16 protein-coding genes are annotated in these 15,655 nt (G+C 60.0%); 12 read left to right on the top strand and 4 right to left on the bottom strand.

Features of this window, described 5'->3' with window-relative positions; all coding sequences use genetic code 11:
- Positions 1 to 14 precede the first annotated feature (14 nt).
- The 4 genes from gmk to ACP15U_RS17460 are packed head-to-tail and all read left to right on the top strand — an operon-like array spanning position 15 to position 3,437.
- Positions 15 to 656 carry a guanylate kinase gene (gene gmk / locus ACP15U_RS17475; protein WP_425046440.1) on the top strand — a complete coding sequence of 214 codons (642 nt, stop codon included), beginning with the start codon at positions 15 to 17 and terminating at the stop codon, positions 654 to 656.
- Positions 653 to 1,174 carry a gamma carbonic anhydrase family protein gene (locus tag ACP15U_RS17470; RefSeq protein WP_425046439.1) on the top strand — a complete coding sequence of 174 codons (522 nt, stop codon included), beginning with the start codon at positions 653 to 655 and terminating at the stop codon, positions 1,172 to 1,174. The genes gmk and ACP15U_RS17470 overlap by 4 nt, the downstream gene beginning before the upstream one ends.
- Before the next feature lie 27 nt (positions 1,175 to 1,201).
- Entirely contained in the window at positions 1,202 to 2,389 is a 1,188-nt protein-coding gene (locus ACP15U_RS17465; RefSeq protein WP_425046438.1) for a trans-sulfuration enzyme family protein, read from the top strand.
- Position 2,390: 1 nt separating this feature from the next.
- The gene (locus tag ACP15U_RS17460) at positions 2,391 to 3,437 is read left to right on the top strand and encodes an ATP-binding protein (RefSeq protein ID WP_425046437.1); all 1,047 of its coding nucleotides are present in this window, start codon (positions 2,391 to 2,393) and stop codon (positions 3,435 to 3,437) included.
- Positions 3,438 to 3,507: 70 nt separating this feature from the next.
- On the opposite strand, the gene ACP15U_RS17455 is transcribed toward ACP15U_RS17460, so the two are convergent.
- Positions 3,508 to 4,197, bottom strand: a complete 690-nt coding sequence (locus ACP15U_RS17455) for a c-type cytochrome (RefSeq protein WP_425046436.1) — start codon at positions 4,195 to 4,197, stop codon at positions 3,508 to 3,510.
- A 345-nt stretch (positions 4,198 to 4,542) separates the two neighbouring features.
- Here ACP15U_RS17455 and ACP15U_RS17450 point away from each other — a divergent pair, with 345 nt between their 5' ends.
- From ACP15U_RS17450 to phoB, 7 genes are all read left to right on the top strand, one after another.
- Entirely contained in the window at positions 4,543 to 4,869 is a 327-nt protein-coding gene (locus ACP15U_RS17450; RefSeq protein ID WP_425046435.1) for a hypothetical protein, read from the top strand.
- 274 nt (positions 4,870 to 5,143) lie between these two features.
- A complete protein-coding gene (locus tag ACP15U_RS17445) occupies positions 5,144 to 6,199 on the top strand; it encodes a substrate-binding domain-containing protein (protein WP_425046434.1) in 1,056 nt (351 codons plus the stop codon).
- An 86-nt stretch (positions 6,200 to 6,285) separates the two neighbouring features.
- Positions 6,286 to 7,758, top strand: a complete 1,473-nt coding sequence (gene pstC / locus ACP15U_RS17440; RefSeq protein WP_425046433.1) for a phosphate ABC transporter permease subunit PstC — start codon at positions 6,286 to 6,288, stop codon at positions 7,756 to 7,758.
- Complete coding sequence (gene pstA / locus ACP15U_RS17435) at positions 7,755 to 9,104, top strand: phosphate ABC transporter permease PstA (protein ID WP_425046432.1); 1,350 nt, start codon at positions 7,755 to 7,757, stop codon at positions 9,102 to 9,104. The genes pstC and pstA overlap by 4 nt, the downstream gene beginning before the upstream one ends.
- 13 nt (positions 9,105 to 9,117) lie before the next feature.
- A complete protein-coding gene (gene pstB / locus ACP15U_RS17430; RefSeq protein ID WP_425046431.1) occupies positions 9,118 to 9,915 on the top strand; it encodes a phosphate ABC transporter ATP-binding protein PstB in 798 nt (265 codons plus the stop codon).
- Positions 9,916 to 9,917: 2 nt separating this feature from the next.
- Positions 9,918 to 10,631: a phosphate signaling complex protein PhoU gene (gene phoU / locus ACP15U_RS17425; protein ID WP_425046430.1), complete on the top strand. Its 714-nt coding sequence runs from the start codon at positions 9,918 to 9,920 to the stop codon at positions 10,629 to 10,631.
- Between the two features lie 12 nt (positions 10,632 to 10,643).
- The gene (gene phoB / locus ACP15U_RS17420) at positions 10,644 to 11,333 is read left to right on the top strand and encodes a phosphate regulon transcriptional regulator PhoB (protein WP_425046429.1); all 690 of its coding nucleotides are present in this window, start codon (positions 10,644 to 10,646) and stop codon (positions 11,331 to 11,333) included.
- Between the two features lie 34 nt (positions 11,334 to 11,367).
- Here the strand turns inward: phoB and ACP15U_RS17415 are convergent, their stop codons facing one another.
- Complete coding sequence (locus tag ACP15U_RS17415) at positions 11,368 to 12,279, bottom strand: LysR family transcriptional regulator (RefSeq protein WP_425046428.1); 912 nt, start codon at positions 12,277 to 12,279, stop codon at positions 11,368 to 11,370.
- 104 nt (positions 12,280 to 12,383) lie between these two features.
- On the opposite strand from ACP15U_RS17415, the gene ACP15U_RS17410 reads away from it, so the two are divergent.
- Positions 12,384 to 13,613 (top strand): acyl-CoA dehydrogenase, encoded by a 1,230-nt coding sequence (locus ACP15U_RS17410; RefSeq protein WP_425046427.1) that lies wholly within the window; start codon positions 12,384 to 12,386, stop codon positions 13,611 to 13,613.
- 112 nt (positions 13,614 to 13,725) lie between these two features.
- Here ACP15U_RS17410 and ACP15U_RS17405 read toward each other — a convergent pair whose 3' ends face one another.
- Positions 13,726 to 14,691 carry an ABC transporter ATP-binding protein gene (locus ACP15U_RS17405; RefSeq protein ID WP_425046426.1) on the bottom strand — a complete coding sequence of 322 codons (966 nt, stop codon included), beginning with the start codon at positions 14,689 to 14,691 and terminating at the stop codon, positions 13,726 to 13,728.
- Positions 14,688 to 15,650, bottom strand: coding sequence for an ABC transporter ATP-binding protein (locus ACP15U_RS17400; RefSeq protein WP_425046425.1), 963 nt, complete (start codon positions 15,648 to 15,650; stop codon positions 14,688 to 14,690). The genes ACP15U_RS17405 and ACP15U_RS17400 overlap by 4 nt, the downstream gene beginning before the upstream one ends.
- Between the last annotated feature and the right edge of the window lie 5 nt (positions 15,651 to 15,655).

Below are 15,655 nucleotides of genomic sequence, written 5' to 3'. Positions count from 1 at the left end.
CAAGGAGAACCCAGATGGTGGACCGCCGTGGCCTGTTGATCATCCTTTCATCCCCCTCGGGGGCCGGAAAATCCACCTTGGCGCGCCGGCTGATGGCCTGGGACGAAGGGTTGCAATTCTCGGTGTCAGCCACGACCCGCGCGCCGCGCCCGGGCGAGGTCGACGGGCGAGAGTACTTTTTCTTGTCGGAAGAGGCGTTCAAACAGCAGGTGGCCGAGGGGCAAATGCTCGAACATGCTTTTGTTTTCGGCAATTTCTATGGCTCTCCTGCCGGTCCGGTTAGGGATACCATCAATGCCGGGCGCGATGTTCTTTTCGACGTGGACTGGCAGGGTGAGATCCAGATCAGGAACTCGGATCTGGGCAAGCATGCGCTGTCGATCTTCATTCTGCCGCCGTCGATCCGCGAACTGCGGAGACGGCTGGAAACGCGTGGTCAGGACAGCGAAGACGTCATCGGTAAACGTATGCTCAAGAGCTGGGACGAGATCAGCCATTGGGGCTATTACGACTACGTTCTGGTCAACGATGACCTTGACGAGACCGAGGCGCGGTTGAAAACCATCGTCAGCGCCGAACGCATGCGCCGGATCCAGCAGCCGGCACTTCAGGACCATGTCCGCAAACTGCAAACCGAATTCGAGGAACTGTCATGACACTTTATGCCCTTGGGGATCTCACACCCGACCTGCACGAAGACAGCTGGGCCGCCCCGGATGCAAATGTGATCGGAAAAGTTGTCATGGAAAAGGACAGCAGCGTCTGGTTCGGGTCCACACTGCGCGGCGACAATGAGGAGATCCGGGTCGGCGCCGGCAGCAACGTGCAGGAGAACTGCGTGCTGCACACCGATATGGGATACCCGCTGACAATCGGCACCAACTGCACGATCGGTCACAAGGTCATGCTGCATGGTTGCACCATCGGCGACAACTCTCTGATCGGTATGGGAGCGACCATCCTGAACGGGGCCAAGATCGGCAGGAACTGCCTGATTGGCGCTGGCGCTCTGATCACGGAAAACAAGGAAATACCCGACAACTCGCTGGTGATGGGATCGCCGGGTAAGGTGGTGCGTGAACTGGACGAGGCCGCAGTGAAGAAATTCGCGATCATCGCCTTTGGCTATCAGGAAAACCTGCGCCGTTTTCGGGCCGATCTGAAACCGCTCTGAGCGGGTATTCGTTTGAAAGGGCCCGCCATGAAAAACTCCGAAGGTTCCCTGATCCGGCCGCACCCGCTGCCGGATAGCGCCAGCTGCCCGGTCGTGACACCGCTGAGCCCGTCAGTGGTCTATGCCTCCGAAACCCCTGATGCGTTGGATGACCAATACGAAGGGCGGGTGCACGGGTATACGTATTCGCGGGAAGGGCATCCCAATGCTGACGTGGTCGCCAAACGGCTCGATGCCATGGAAGGCGCGCAGGGTGGTGTTGTTACCGGTTCCGGCATGGGTGCGGTCACCGCAGCGTTGCTGGGCCTTTTGCACAGCGGCGATCATGTGATCGGTGGCAACCAGCTATACGGGCGCAGTCTGCGTATGATGAAGGAGGATCTTCCGCGGCTGGGAATCGCGACATCGCTTGCAGACCCCGGTGATGTCGATGATGTTCGGGCGCAAATCCGCCCCGAAACCCGGATGGTTTTGGTCGAAGTGGTATCGAACCCGACCCTGCGCGTGGCAGACCTAGATGGGTTGGCGGCGCTGTGCCGGGATCGGGGTATCCTGCTTGCGGTGGACAACACCTTTACCACGCCGCGCGCGATCCGGCCCTTTGACCACGGGGCCGATATCGTTCTTCATTCAATCACCAAGCTGCTGGCGGGCCACTCGGACGTCATGCTCGGATATGCGGTGGCCCGTGATCCCGCGCTGACGGAAAAGATGCGGGTGTTTTCCGTGACCACCGGCATGACCCCGAGCCCGTTCGACTGCTGGTTGGCGGAACGCGGCATGCTGTCTTTCGACCTGCGGTTCGACCGCAGCCAGTCCACGGCGGTAGCGCTTGCGGATCATCTGGCCGGGCTGACCGGAGTAAAGCGCGTGATCTATCCCACTCGCGCGGATCATCCGGACCGTGAACTAGCGACACGTCTGTTGGGCGGGCAGGGTTGCAACATGGTCAGTTTCGAACTGGATGGCGGCCGCGCGGCAGCCAATGCCTTTACCCGAGCCGCACAGGGGCTCAGTTTTGCGCCGACACTTGGGGATGTGGGAACCACGCTCTCTCATCCCGCCTCGTCCTCGCATCGTGCGATGACGGCCGACGAACGCGCCGCTCGTGGCATGTCCGAGGGTCTTTTCCGGGTTTCGGTTGGTCTCGAAGATCCGTCGACGTTGAAGGCGGTGTTTTCCGAGGCAGTCGAGGCCGCATCCCGGGCCGAGTGACATGGCAAATGACCTGATCGATCATATGCTCGCCGCCATGCCGTTGCCGGCGGTGATGGTCGATCAGTCCGAACTCATCATTGCGGCCAATGCCGATGCGCTCACATTACTGGGGCCAAATCTGGTTGGGCGGAACTTTGTCACGATCCTGCGCCAACCCCAGATGATAGATACGATCGAACAGGGGCTGAAAGATCGCGCCAGTTGCAAAACCCGCTTCCTGTCCAGCGAAGGCGGTCAGGATACAACCTATGACGTGCACACCCGATATGTCCCTGCGGTCGGGTCCGGTTCGGGTGGCGCGCTGCTTGTCAGTTTCAACGACAGAACGCAATTGGAACAGGCCGGGCAGATGCGGCGCGATTTTGTCGCCAATGTCAGTCACGAGTTACGCACCCCTCTGACCGCGCTGATCGGTTTCATCGAAACCCTTCGGAGTGCTGCCCGCGATGACGAGGCCGCCCGTGACCGGTTTCTCGGCATCATGGGCGATGAAGCCAGTCGGATGAACCGGCTGGTGGGGGACCTGATGTCACTGAATCGGGTCGAAAGCCAGGAACGCGTACGCCCTGAAGAGCAGGTCGACCTGACCGCCTTGATCGGTTCCCTGCTCAACACGCTGGGACCTCTGGCAGAAGGGGCGGGCGTGGTTCTGCAGCCGTTGGTTCCCGAAACGCCCATTGTGGTGCCTGGCGACGCGGACCAGTTGAAACAGGTCTTTTCCAACCTGATCGAAAACGCCGTCAAATATGGCGGCAGCGGCGGACGCGTCCGGGTCGAGCTGTCGAAATCGGACCGTGACCCGGCCATGCGCGGACCGGCGGCGCGTGTGCGCGTGATCGACGAAGGGCCGGGGATCGACCCGATCCACCTGCCACGCCTCACCGAGAGGTTTTATCGGGCAGACAGCCACCGGTCGCGCGAGCTTGGCGGGACCGGTTTGGGGCTGGCTATCGTCAAACACATCGTCAACCGCCATCGCGGACGCCTCAAGGTAGAAAGCGAACTGGGGCAGGGGGCGGCCTTTACCGTCAGCCTGCCGATGTAACGTGGTTTGAGCGGCTCGGCCGGACCGGGTAGGTATCGACCGAGTTTCGGCACCGCCTTGCGGCTTGCGATCAGCTGGGATCAGGCAGCGGCGGCAATTGCCGCAGATACAGAATGACCGCGTCGAGATCGCCTTCGGTCATGGCTGCATAGTGATGATATCCCATCGGCGGCATCATCCGGGAGCCGTTGGGACGGACCCCTGTGGTGATCATCTTTTTCAGATCCGCGTCGGAATATCCGGCTAACCCATGCTCATGCGTCGTCAAGTTCGGCGAAACCGACGTGCCCCACGGGCCATGAAACTCAAAACCGCCCGCTCCGAGATGTGTATCGAACTTGGGTCCGGTTTCACCCATCGGCGTATGACATTCCATGCAATGTGCCACCGGACCAGCAAGGTAGGCCCCGTATTCGACACTGGCCGCGCGAGGAGGTGCAGTGACGCTGTCCACGGGCGGGCCATAGGCCGGCGGTAAGGGTATGTTGTAGGTGGAGGTCGGGGTCGTGTTGGCGCTTGCGGGAACCGTCCTCAGGAAGGCAACCATGGAATACAGGTCGTCGTCCGAAATCCCGCGATAGAGCCCGATCGGCATTGGCGGTCCGATCACCGAGCCATCCGGGCGTATGCCTTCGCGGATAGCACGGGCCAGCTCGTCATCGCTCCAGTTAGCGACACGGCTACCGGGTGTGATATTGACGGCCCACGCCTCGAACGCAGGGTTTTTTTCGACCATGAAACCGCCGAATTCATTCGCCATGTCAGGTCCGTTCGGTGTTTGCGGTGTGTGACAGTTTCCGCATCCAGCCGGCCCCCTGACCAAATATTCTCCACGTTTTACAGATACTTCTGCCGACGCGATGCCGGCAAAAAAAGACGCGACAATTGCTGTTACTAAGAACTTCATTTTCACCTCCCCTTTTTCTGAATCCGTCGAGAATACGCGAAAAACCTGCAAATCTCATAGAGGTTTTGGCCCAGGTGTCAGCTGGACCTTGGCCGGGTGCAGCGTTTGGATTTGCGGATTGCCATCGGGAATGTGACTGGAACGCCATTTTGCGCTGGTCTAGGTTTGAGCGGTATCGACAGGTCAACGGAGTTTTCCATGAAACGTTTTGTCTGCATCATCGCGGCTTGTGCCGGACTTTCCTCAGCCCCGGTTTACGCCCAGGACACCTGCCCGTGGGCAGATGGTATTTATCACTTCAGCAGTCATGGAATTAACGGGGATTTCGGCGTGAACGCCGATTGCACCGAAATGATCTGGAGCCGGTTGAGTGAGCCGGAGACAGCCGCGTTGACGCGCACGGAATTTGGCTGGAAGGGCAGTTTGAAAAACGCGGATGTGGAGCTTTTGAACAACGGGCACAATCTAAGAGTTACAGAACATGGCGGGATGATGCGTCAGTCAAATGCGGAACGAACGAACTAAGCCCGTCCCTGGGCTTTCCTGACCGCTTTCGACTGTTTCCAAACGCTATACCTGCACCGAAATTCAGTTCACCGGCCGGGCCGGGGGAAGATATTCGAGATCCCACCGATGTTCTGGCCTGTCGCCTTCTGACATTGCAAATTAAGCGGCTGCCCCCCTGCTTTGTCATACAGCTGTTACATGGCTGTCACAAAAGCCACATGCACACTCAATAAGAGATAGGTCGAGATCACCCGAAGGTGGTCACCGACTGTTCTTATCAAGGAGACACCGCATGTCTTTTGTGAAACTGACCGCGTCCGTTCTGGCGATTTCTGCCCTTTCGGCCACCAGTGCCTTCGCACGTGACCAGGTTCAGGTTGCCGGCTCGTCAACCGTTCTGCCCTATGCGTCGATCGTCGCCGAGGCATTCGGTGAAAACTTCGACTTCCCGACGCCGGTGATCGAATCCGGCGGATCGTCTGCGGGGCTCAAGCGGTTCTGCGAAGGGGTTGGCGAAAACACCATCGACATCGCGAACTCATCGCGTCGGATCAAGGAAAACGAGTTGAAGGCCTGCGTCGACAAGGGCGTGTCAGAGATCATCGAGGTCCGGATCGGGTATGACGGGATCGTCTTCGCCTCGGATATCGGCGCTGCGTCTTATGCGTTCACACCCGCCGACTGGTTCCTTGCCTTGTCCGACAAGGTGTTGGTGGACGGTCAGTTGGTGGAAAACCCGAATACCACATGGGCGGACGTCAATGCGGAATTCCCGCAGGTCGACATCCAGGCCTTTGTTCCCGGAACCAAGCACGGCACTCGAGAAGTGTTCGAGGACAAGGTTGTTCTTGCCGGATGCGAGGTTACTGGTGCCTATGATGCATTCCTTGCCATAGCCGAGGGCGACACTGACAAGGCCCGCAAAAAGGCCGCCGAAAAGGCCTGTATCGCGCTGCGCACGGATGGCAAATCGGTGGATATTGACGGCGACTATACTGAAACGCTGGCGCGGATTGACAGCAACACGGATGGTATCGGTGTCTTTGGGCTGGCCTTCTACGAGAACAATACCGACAAGTTGCAGGTGGCGACCATGTCAGGCGTGGTTCCCTCGACGGATACGATCGCAAGCGGTGACTACCCGGTGTCGCGCCCGCTGTTCTTTTACGTGAAGAAGGCGCATATCGGCGTGATCCCCGGTCTGAAGGAATTTGCAGAGTTCTTTGTTGCGGACGAGATCGCAGGGGCCGACGGGCCGCTCGCGGAATATGGGCTGGTTGCCGATCCCGAGTTGAGCGACACCCAGTCGGTTGTTTCCGACGAAACCGCCATGGGCGGCAATTCGTGACCCGCTTGCTCACCTGATGAAACCCGGCCGGGGCGGTAACATGCCACCCCGGCCCTTTGTTTGACCCACATTCATCGGAGCCTTTAATGCCAACCTTGTGGCTTGCAATCTGTCTGATGGGACTTGCTGCGGCAGGTTACCACCTTGGGCGGACCCGTGCACTTGCCAGTGCAGGAGGAGATGTCCGGGAACTGCATTCTCTGCCGGTCTACTACGGACTCCATTCCGCAATGAGCGTTCTGGTGCCGGCCCTGTTTGTGCTGGCCGTCTGGCTCTTGGTGCAGCCGGTGCTCATCGACCGTCAGGTTTTCAATGGGCTATCCACGGCGACGGCCCCAGATGTCGCGGGCGGACGCCTCGTGATGACCGAAGTTCGGCGCGTGGCCGACGGGTTGGACCTTGCCGTGTCCCGTGGAGCTCTCAGCTCGCAGGACGCCGAAGCGCTGGACGCCGAAAGGACCGACCTGCGGGCCCTGCTTGGAGGGGTCGGCGTTGCGCTCGGGGCAGATGTGCAGCCAGATGTTTTGAACGCGGCTCAGCGATACCGGGCGCTGACCTCCACTGGAACGCGGGCCATGCAGGCTATCGTGCTCGGCTTGGCCGTTGCGGGGCTGTTCTGGTCACTATCACGAAGTCACAAGGACTTCAGAGCCCGCAATGTGGTTGAAGCCGGTGTGCTGGCCCTGCTGCTGCTTGCCGCCTTACTGGCCATTTTCACGACGATCGGCATTGTCCTGTCAATGTTCTTCGAGACGACCGGTTTCTTTCGCCTGCATGACTGGAAGGACTTCTTCTTTGGCTCGACCTGGGCGCCGAATTTCAGAGGCGATTCAGAGCTTTCGATCCTGCCTTTGTTGTGGGGCACGCTTTACATCTCGTTCGTCGCGCTGCTGGTCGCGGTGCCGGTCGGTCTTTTTGCGGCCATCTATCTGAGTGAATATGCCAGCCGGGCAACAAGAGCCCTTGCAAAGCCGCTTCTGGAGATCCTCGCCGGCATCCCGACCATTGTGTACGGCCTGTTTGCCCTGCTGACGGTCGGGCCGATGCTGGCGAAGGTCTTTGCCAAAGGCGGGTTTCTGGGCGTTGAGTGGATGGCTGGCGCGACATCGGTTCTAACCGCAGGGTTGGTCATGGGGATCATGCTCATCCCGTTTGTGTCATCGCTCAGCGATGACATCATCAACGCGGTTCCCCAATCGATGCGCGATGGCTCGCTGGGGCTGGGCGCGACCCGGTCCGAGACCGTGCGGCAGGTCGTTCTGCCCGCGGCGTTGCCGGGCATTGTGGGCGCCGTGCTTCTGGCCGCCAGCCGGGCCATCGGTGAAACCATGATCGTTGTCATGGGGGCAGGGGCGATTGCCAAATTTTCGCTCAACCCGCTCGACTCGATGACCACCATCACCACCCGTATCGTCAGCCAACTGACAGGCGACACCGATTTTTCCAGCCCCGAAACACTCGTGGCCTTTGCCTTGGGGCTGACGCTCTTCGTGCTGACGCTGGGGTTGAATGTGCTGGCGCTCTACATCGTGCGCACCTACCGGGAGCAGTATGAATGACCGATATCAGCCAGTCGCCGCGCCCTGCACGGCGTTCCGGATCCCTGCTGCAGCAAAGTGACCGGACCCGGCAGCGCAATGCGGCCGAGGCCCGGTTCCGGGTATATGGAATTTGCGCGGTTGCCATCGGCTTGCTGATGCTGCTGGTTCTGATCTGGACGATCGTCAGCAAAGGTGCCGGTGCCTATAGCCAGACTTTTGTGACATTGGATGTCGAATTGCTGGAAACCAAGCTCGACAAGACCGGCAACCGGGATCTCGACGAGATCAAGAAGGTCACGACCTTCGGGTATGCGCCGCTGATCAAAAACGCGTTTGCCAGCAGGATCGACGCGCTTGGGATTGAAAGCGATCTCAAGCCCAAGGAGCAGGCCAAGATCCTGTCCAAAAGCGCGGCGGCCCAGTTGCGCAGCTACGTGATTGAGCATCCCGACCGGATTGGCGAGACGGTCACGTTCCGCTTTCTCGCCAATTCCCGTGTCGATGGATACCTCAAAGGCCGTGTCAGCCGCGAAAGCATCGCCAATGACAAGTCGATCACCCCAGACCAGCTTGATTTCGTGGACCAGTTGGTCTCCGCCGGCGTTGTCAGCAAGAGCTTCAATCCCGATTTCATATTCGGCGCAGATGCCTCGGATCAGCGCCCCGAGGCGGCCGGGATCGGGGTTGCCATGATCGGATCGCTGTTCATGATGCTGGTGGTTCTGGCCCTGGCGCTGCCGATTGGAGTGGCCGCCTCGATCTATCTCGAGGAATTCGCACCAAAAAACTGGATTACGGATGTGATCGAGGTCAATATCGCCAATCTGGCGGCGGTGCCGTCGATTGTGTTCGGCATCCTCGGGCTGGCGGTCTTTATCAACTACATGCACCTGCCGATGTCGGCCCCGCTGGTGGGCGGGTTGGTGCTGACCCTGATGACGCTGCCGACGATCATCATTTCGACCCGTGCGGCGCTCAAGGCAGTACCTCCGTCGATCCGGGATGCGGCGCTTGGTGTGGGTGCCTCCAGAATGCAGTCGGTGTTTCACCACGTCCTGCCGCTCGCCGCGCCCGGCATCCTGACCGGCACGATCATAGGTTTGGCGCAGGCACTAGGAGAAACCGCACCGCTATTGTTGATCGGAATGGTCGGTTTCATCGCGTCGAACGCACCGGACAGCGTGGCCAGCGGCCTGCTGGCACCGAACTCGGCCATGCCGGCGCAAATCTATGAATGGGCCAAGCGGGCCGATCCGGCCTTTTATGAACGCGCTTGGGGCGGGATCATCATCCTGCTTGTTTTTCTGGTAACAATGAACACAGTGGCAGTGCTGTTGCGCCGCCGCTTTGAACGCCGCTGGTGAAAGGGGCAACGCAATGAATGTGATGACTGGGGTGGACAAATTCGTGGAAACACAGACTGCCAAGATCTCGGCCCGAGGGGTTCAGGTTCACTATGGCGACACCCACGCGATCCAGGATGTGAATGTCGAGATCGAGGATCGCACGGTAACCGCCTTCATCGGCCCGTCAGGCTGTGGCAAATCCACCTTTCTGCGGACACTCAACCGGATGAACGACACCATCGCATCCTGCCGGGTCGAGGGCGCGATCCTGCTTGACGGCGAGAACATCTATGACAAGCGCGTCGATCCGGTGCAATTGCGGGCCAAGGTGGGCATGGTGTTCCAGAAACCCAACCCGTTCCCCAAGTCGATCTATGATAACGTTGCCTATGGCCCACGTATTCACGGACTGGCCCGCAACCGGTCCGAGCTTGATGATATTGTCGAGCGGTCTCTGCGCCGCGGTGCTCTCTGGGACGAGGTAAAGGACCGGCTCGACGCACCCGGAACCGGCTTGTCTGGCGGCCAGCAGCAGAGACTGTGCATCGCTCGCGCAGTGGCGACCGAACCCGAAGTTCTGCTGATGGATGAGCCCTGTTCGGCGCTTGATCCGATCGCCACCGCGCAGGTCGAAGAACTGATCGATGAATTGCGGCAGAACTTTTCGGTGGTCATCGTTACCCATTCCATGCAGCAGGCGGCGCGGGTCAGCCGAAAGACAGCGTTTTTCCATCTTGGGAAACTGGTCGAGTTTGGCGAAACCGGCCAGATCTTCACCAATCCCATCGACCCGCGCACCGAAAGCTACATCACAGGACGGATCGGCTGACCATGAACGATATCAGCACCGAAAAGCACATCACCTCCAGCTATGACCGGGATCTGGAGGGGATCCAGGCCCATATCATGAAAATGGGCGGACTGGTTGAGACAGCCATCACGAATGCTGCCAGATCGCTGGAAACCCGGGATCGGGAACTGGCGCAACAGGTGCGCGACGGGGATGCTGCCATCGACGCGCTGGACGAGTTGATCACCGAGGAAACTGCCCGTCTGATCGCCTTGCGTGCGCCCACGGCAGGCGATCTGCGGCTGGTTCTGTCGGTGATGAAGGTTTCGTCCAACCTTGAAAGGATCGGCGATTATGCCAAGAACATCGCCAAGCGAACCACCGTGATAGCAGCATCCAATCCGGTCAACGACAGTGCGGCATCCCTGCGCCGCATGGCCCGTGAAGTGGAGCGGATGCTCAAGGATGCGCTCGATGCCTATGTTCAGCGCGATGCCGAACTTGCCGCCGACGTGATTGAGCGCGACCATGACGTCGACCAGATGTACAATGCGTTGTTCCGCGAGTTCCTGACCTTTATGGCCGAAGATCCCCGGTCGATCACCACCTGCATGCATCTGCATTTCATCGCCAAGAATGTCGAGCGCATGGGAGATCATGTAACGGCCATTGCCGAGCAGGTTGTCTACCTCGTAACCGGCGAACGCCCGACCGAGGAGCGTCCGAAGGCGGACGTCACCTCGACCAGCCTCTGAGGATCCAAGCGCATGTCCGCGGACCAACCGACCATTCTTGTCGTCGAGGATGAGCTGGCCCAGCGCGAGGTTCTGTCCTACAACCTCGAAGCCGAAGGATTGAGGGTTCTAAAGGCCGAGAACGGCGAAGAAGCCCTGCTGCTGGTGGCCGAAGAAGCGCCGGACGTCATCGTACTTGACTGGATGATGCCCAACCTGAGCGGCATAGAGGTCTGCCGCCAGCTCAAGACACGCCCGGAAACCCGAGCCATCCCGATCATCATGCTGTCTGCCCGCTCCGAAGAGGTGGACAGGGTCCGCGGTCTGGAAACCGGGGCCGATGACTACGTGGTGAAACCTTACTCCGTAGCCGAACTCATGGCGCGGGTGCGCAACCAGTTGCGCCGGGTCCGTCCGTCGTCGGTTGGGCAACGGCTCGAGTTCGAAGATATCGTGCTGGATGCTGAGACCTACAGGGTCACACGCGCCGGAACGCCGATAAAGCTCGGCCCGACCGAGTTCCGCCTTCTGTCGACCTTCATGGAAAAACCGGGCCGGGTCTGGAGCCGCGAGCAATTGCTGGATCGGGTCTGGGGCCGCGACATCTATGTCGACACCCGCACTGTTGACGTCCATGTCGGACGCTTGCGCAAAGCACTGACCCGGGACGGCGGCAGCGATCCGTTGCGAACGGTTCGCGGCGCTGGCTATTCTATCGGCTGAATTGGCGCGTCAGCGACCGGCGCAAGCCGGTGTGTCAGCGCGGCAGCGGGTCCTCTGGCTGTGCCTGAGTGGCCAGCCAGTCGCGAAAGGTGTGCAGAGCAGGGTCGCGCGCCTTGTTGATCGGCCACACCAGATAGTAGCTGCCGCCAGTTTCCACCGCCGGTCCACAGGCCGGGACAAGTCGCCCGGTCGCCAGATCCTGCTCGACCAGATAGTCGGGCATCAGCGCAATCCCCAACCCATGCTGTGCGGCGTGGGTAATGGTTGCGAATTGATCATACATCGTGCCTGTCAGAGGGCGTGGCAGTTCAATATCATTTAGCCGGAACCAGTCCTGCCAGGCGGACGGGCGCGTTTCGATATGCAAAAGCGGAAGGTCCAGCAATTCCCGTGGTGAAACAGGCAGGCCATCGGGCAGCAGACCAGGCGCGCAGACTGGCAGAACCTGCTCGTTCCTGAGCAGCATCCGATCCGTTCCCGGCCAGTCTGGATCACCAAAATGCAAAGCAGCATCAAAATGTTCCGAGCCAAAGTTGAACGGGCGAAGTCGAGTCGACATGTTTAGTGTCACGTCCGGATGAAGGCGGGAGAACTCGGGTAGCCGTGGCATGAGCCACCGCATCCCAAAGGCCGGCAGGATCGCAAGGTTGAGTGTGCCGCCGAGTGGCGCGACCTGCAATCGAAGCGAAGCATTGGCGATCTGTCCCAGAGCTTGGCGGATTTCGGCAACATATGCCTGAGCGGCGGGTGTCAGCGACAATTTCTTGCGATCGCGCGAAATCATCTCTACGCCCATCTGCGCCTCCAGCGCCTGCAACTGGCGGCTGACAGCGCCTTGTGTCAAAGACAGTTCCTCGGCCGCGGCCGATGCCGAACCCAAGCGGTCGACCGCTTCGAGCGCGCGCAAGGCGGGAATCGAGGGCAGAAATCGGCGGGGCGTGCTCATGTATGCATAATACTCATGCTTTGATGCGGAAGTCTCGCTGTTTTTGTCGAGCGCAAAGGGATAGGGTGCGCGCAAACATGCACTATGCTCTCAAGGAGACAGACATGAACGCACCCGTCACCAAGCCGACCCTCCGCGCCAAGGATGCCCCTGATCTGGGGAGTTTCGACTGGGCCGATCCCCTGCGTCTGGAAGATCAGTTGACTGAAGACGAACGGATGATCTCGGCCAGCGCGCGTGCTTATGCACAAGAAAAACTGCAGCCGCGCGTCACCGAGGCGTTCCAGACCGAGCATACGGATCCCGGGATTTTTCGCGAAATGGGAGAAATGGGCCTGCTGGGAACCACCATCCCCGAAGAATATGGCGGGCTGGGCAGCGGATATGTTGCCTATGGCCTGGTTGCCCGGGAAGTTGAGCGCGTGGATTCCGGCTATCGCTCGATGATGTCGGTTCAGAGCTCGCTGGTGATGTATCCGATCTATGCCTATGGCAGCGAAGAACAGCGCCGCAAATATCTTCCGAAACTGGCCAGCGGTGAATACATTGGCTGCTTTGGCCTGACCGAGCCCGATGCGGGATCGGACCCGGCCGCCATGAAGACCCGTGCCGAGAAAACCGCTGACGGTTACAGGCTGACTGGCAGCAAGATGTGGATCTCGAACGCGCCGATCGCCGATGTATTCGTGGTTTGGGCCAAGTCAGACGCTCATGACGGTCGGATCCGCGGTTTCGTTCTGGACAAGGGAACCAAGGGCCTTTCGGCTCCCAAGATTGAAAACAAGATGTCGCTGAGGGCTTCGATCACAGGTGAGATCGTGATGGATGGTGTCGAGGTTGGCGAGGACGCGCTGCTGCCGCATGTGCAGGGATTGAAAGGGCCGTTCGGGTGCCTCAATCGTGCGCGATACGGGATCAGCTGGGGCGTGATGGGGGCGGCCGAGGCCTGCTGGCACGGCGCCCGGCAATACGGGCTGGACCGGCACCAGTTCAACCGGCCGCTGGCGCAGACGCAGCTGTTTCAGCGTAAGTTGGCCGACATGCAGACCGAGATCGCTCTTGGCCTGCAGGCCTCATTGCGGGTTGGCCGGCTGATGGACGAAGCCGTGGCAGCGCCCGAGATGATCTCGATCGTCAAACGCAACAACTGTGGCAAGGCGCTGGATATCGCCCGCCTGTCGCGCGACATGCATGGCGGCAATGGCATCAGTCTCGATTTTCAGGTGATCCGCCACATGGTCAACCTTGAAACGGTGAATACCTATGAGGGAACCCATGACGTGCATGCTCTGATTTTGGGGCGGGCCCAGACCGGGTTACAGGCGTTCTTCTGAAGCCATTCGAAAAAAATCGGACCGGCGCGCTGAAATCCGGCGCACCGGTCTTTCTCATTTGCAGCCGCACGCGTCCGAGCCTCGCTTGCCGCGTTCCGGTCAAGGCCAGTCGTCAGCTTTCGACCATGTGACAGGCGGCCCGCGTCGTGCCAAAGCTACGCAGTTCCGGTCTGGTCGTTCTGCACAGATCCGTTGCAAGGGCGCAGCGGGGATTGAACACGCAACCGGGCGGAGGATTGATCGGGTCCGGGATCTCGCCTTGCGGCGGGTCGTCGGCGCGGCCGAACTGGTTGATCCGAGGCGCAGCTTCCAGCAACATCTGGGTGTAGGGGTGGCGCGGGTTTTCGAACAGCGTGTCCGGGTCTGCCTCTTCGACCAACTGGCCAAGGTAAAGAACACCGATCCTGTCTGCCATGTGGCGCACGACGGTCAGGTCGTGGCTGATGAACAGATAAGTCAGGCCGAGATCGTCCTTGAGATCCGACATCAGGTTGAGAACCTGTGCCTGCACCGAAACATCCAGCGCCGACGTGGGTTCGTCGCAGACAATCAACCGGGGGTTCGACGCCAGCGCTCGGGCCACGCAGATCCGCTGCCGCTGACCGCCGGAAAACTGGTGCGGGAACTTGTCGGCATCCTCTGCCGATAGCCCGACCTGTTCGAGCAGTTTTTCGGCAAGCCCATCGGTGTTGCCGCCCTGTGCCTGAACCGGCTCCACGATGATGTCCTTGACCCTCCAGCGTGGGTTTAGCGAGGCATAGGGATCCTGAAAGATCATCTGGATATTCGAACGCAGCTCGGCAAGGACTGTCTTGTCGACTTCGGTCGCCATGTCCACGCCCTCGACCGCGACGGTGCCGTTCGAGGGGTTCAACAGCCCGACAAGGATCTTGCCGATGGTCGACTTGCCCGAACCGGATTCCCCGACAAGGGCATAGACCGTCTTTTCCTCGATCTCGAACGAAACGTCGGATACTGCCGTCAGGGTCTGTTTCGGAAGCCGTTCCAGCAACCGGTTCAACCAGGGCTTGGACACATCGAAAGTGCGGGTCAGGTTCTTGATCGAAACCATGCTCATGAGGCGTCTCCCAACGGAAACCAGCAAGCTGCACCCTGTGAAAGGGTTGGGCGCGGCGCGGCCCGGCATTTGTCTTGTGCCAACGAGCAGCGAGTATTGAACGGGCACCCGTCGGGCAGGTCATTCAGCCGGGGCATCGCGCCAGGGATCTGGCGCAGACGCGGCTGGCCGTGGCTGTTGGCGGGCATCGAGCCCACCAGCCCATCGGTATAGGGGTGACGTGGCCGGGTCAGAACGTCCTGCACCGGGCCGATTTCGACCAGCTGACCAGCATACATCACGGCAACACGGTCGGCGGCCTCGGCAATGACACCCATGTCATGCGTCACCAAAATGACCGAGGTTCCGTGCTCACGGCATAGCCGTTTGAGCAAGGCAATGATCTGGGCCTGAACCGAAACGTCAAGCGCAGTGGTCGGTTCGTCGGCAATGACGAGCGAGGGCTCGGCGCAAAGTGCGAGCGCGATCACAACGCGCTGCCGCATTCCGCCCGAAAACTCGTGCGGGTAACTGTCGAGCCGTTCGGCGGCGGCGGGAATGCCAACCTCTTCCAGAGATGCCAGAGCCCGTTTGCGGGCCTCGGTCCTGGATACGCCCAAATGGGTTTCGATGGTTTCGGACAGTTGTTCGCCGATCGGGATCAGTGGATTGAGCGAGGTCAGCGGGTCCTGAAAAACCATGCCGATTTCCTTGCCGCGCACCTTGCGCATGTCGCGCATGGGAAGGTTGTCGATCCGGCGCCCGTTCAGCAGTATCTCACCGCTGGCGATATGCGCTGGCCGGTCCAGCAGGCCGATCACGGCATTGCCGGTCATGGACTTGCCGGCGCCGGATTCGCCAACGACGCCAAGGATTTCACCCGGTGCAAGCTCATAGCTGACATTGTCCACCGGGCGCAGAATGCCGCGGCGGGTGGGGATCTCGACGACGAGATCTCGGACGGAAAGTACTGATTCCATTGAAT

The organism is Primorskyibacter sp. S87 (genome assembly GCF_049801055.1).
GTDB lineage: Bacteria > Pseudomonadota > Alphaproteobacteria > Rhodobacterales > Rhodobacteraceae > JBNAGF01.
This window is presented reverse-complemented; position numbering and strand designations above follow the sequence as displayed.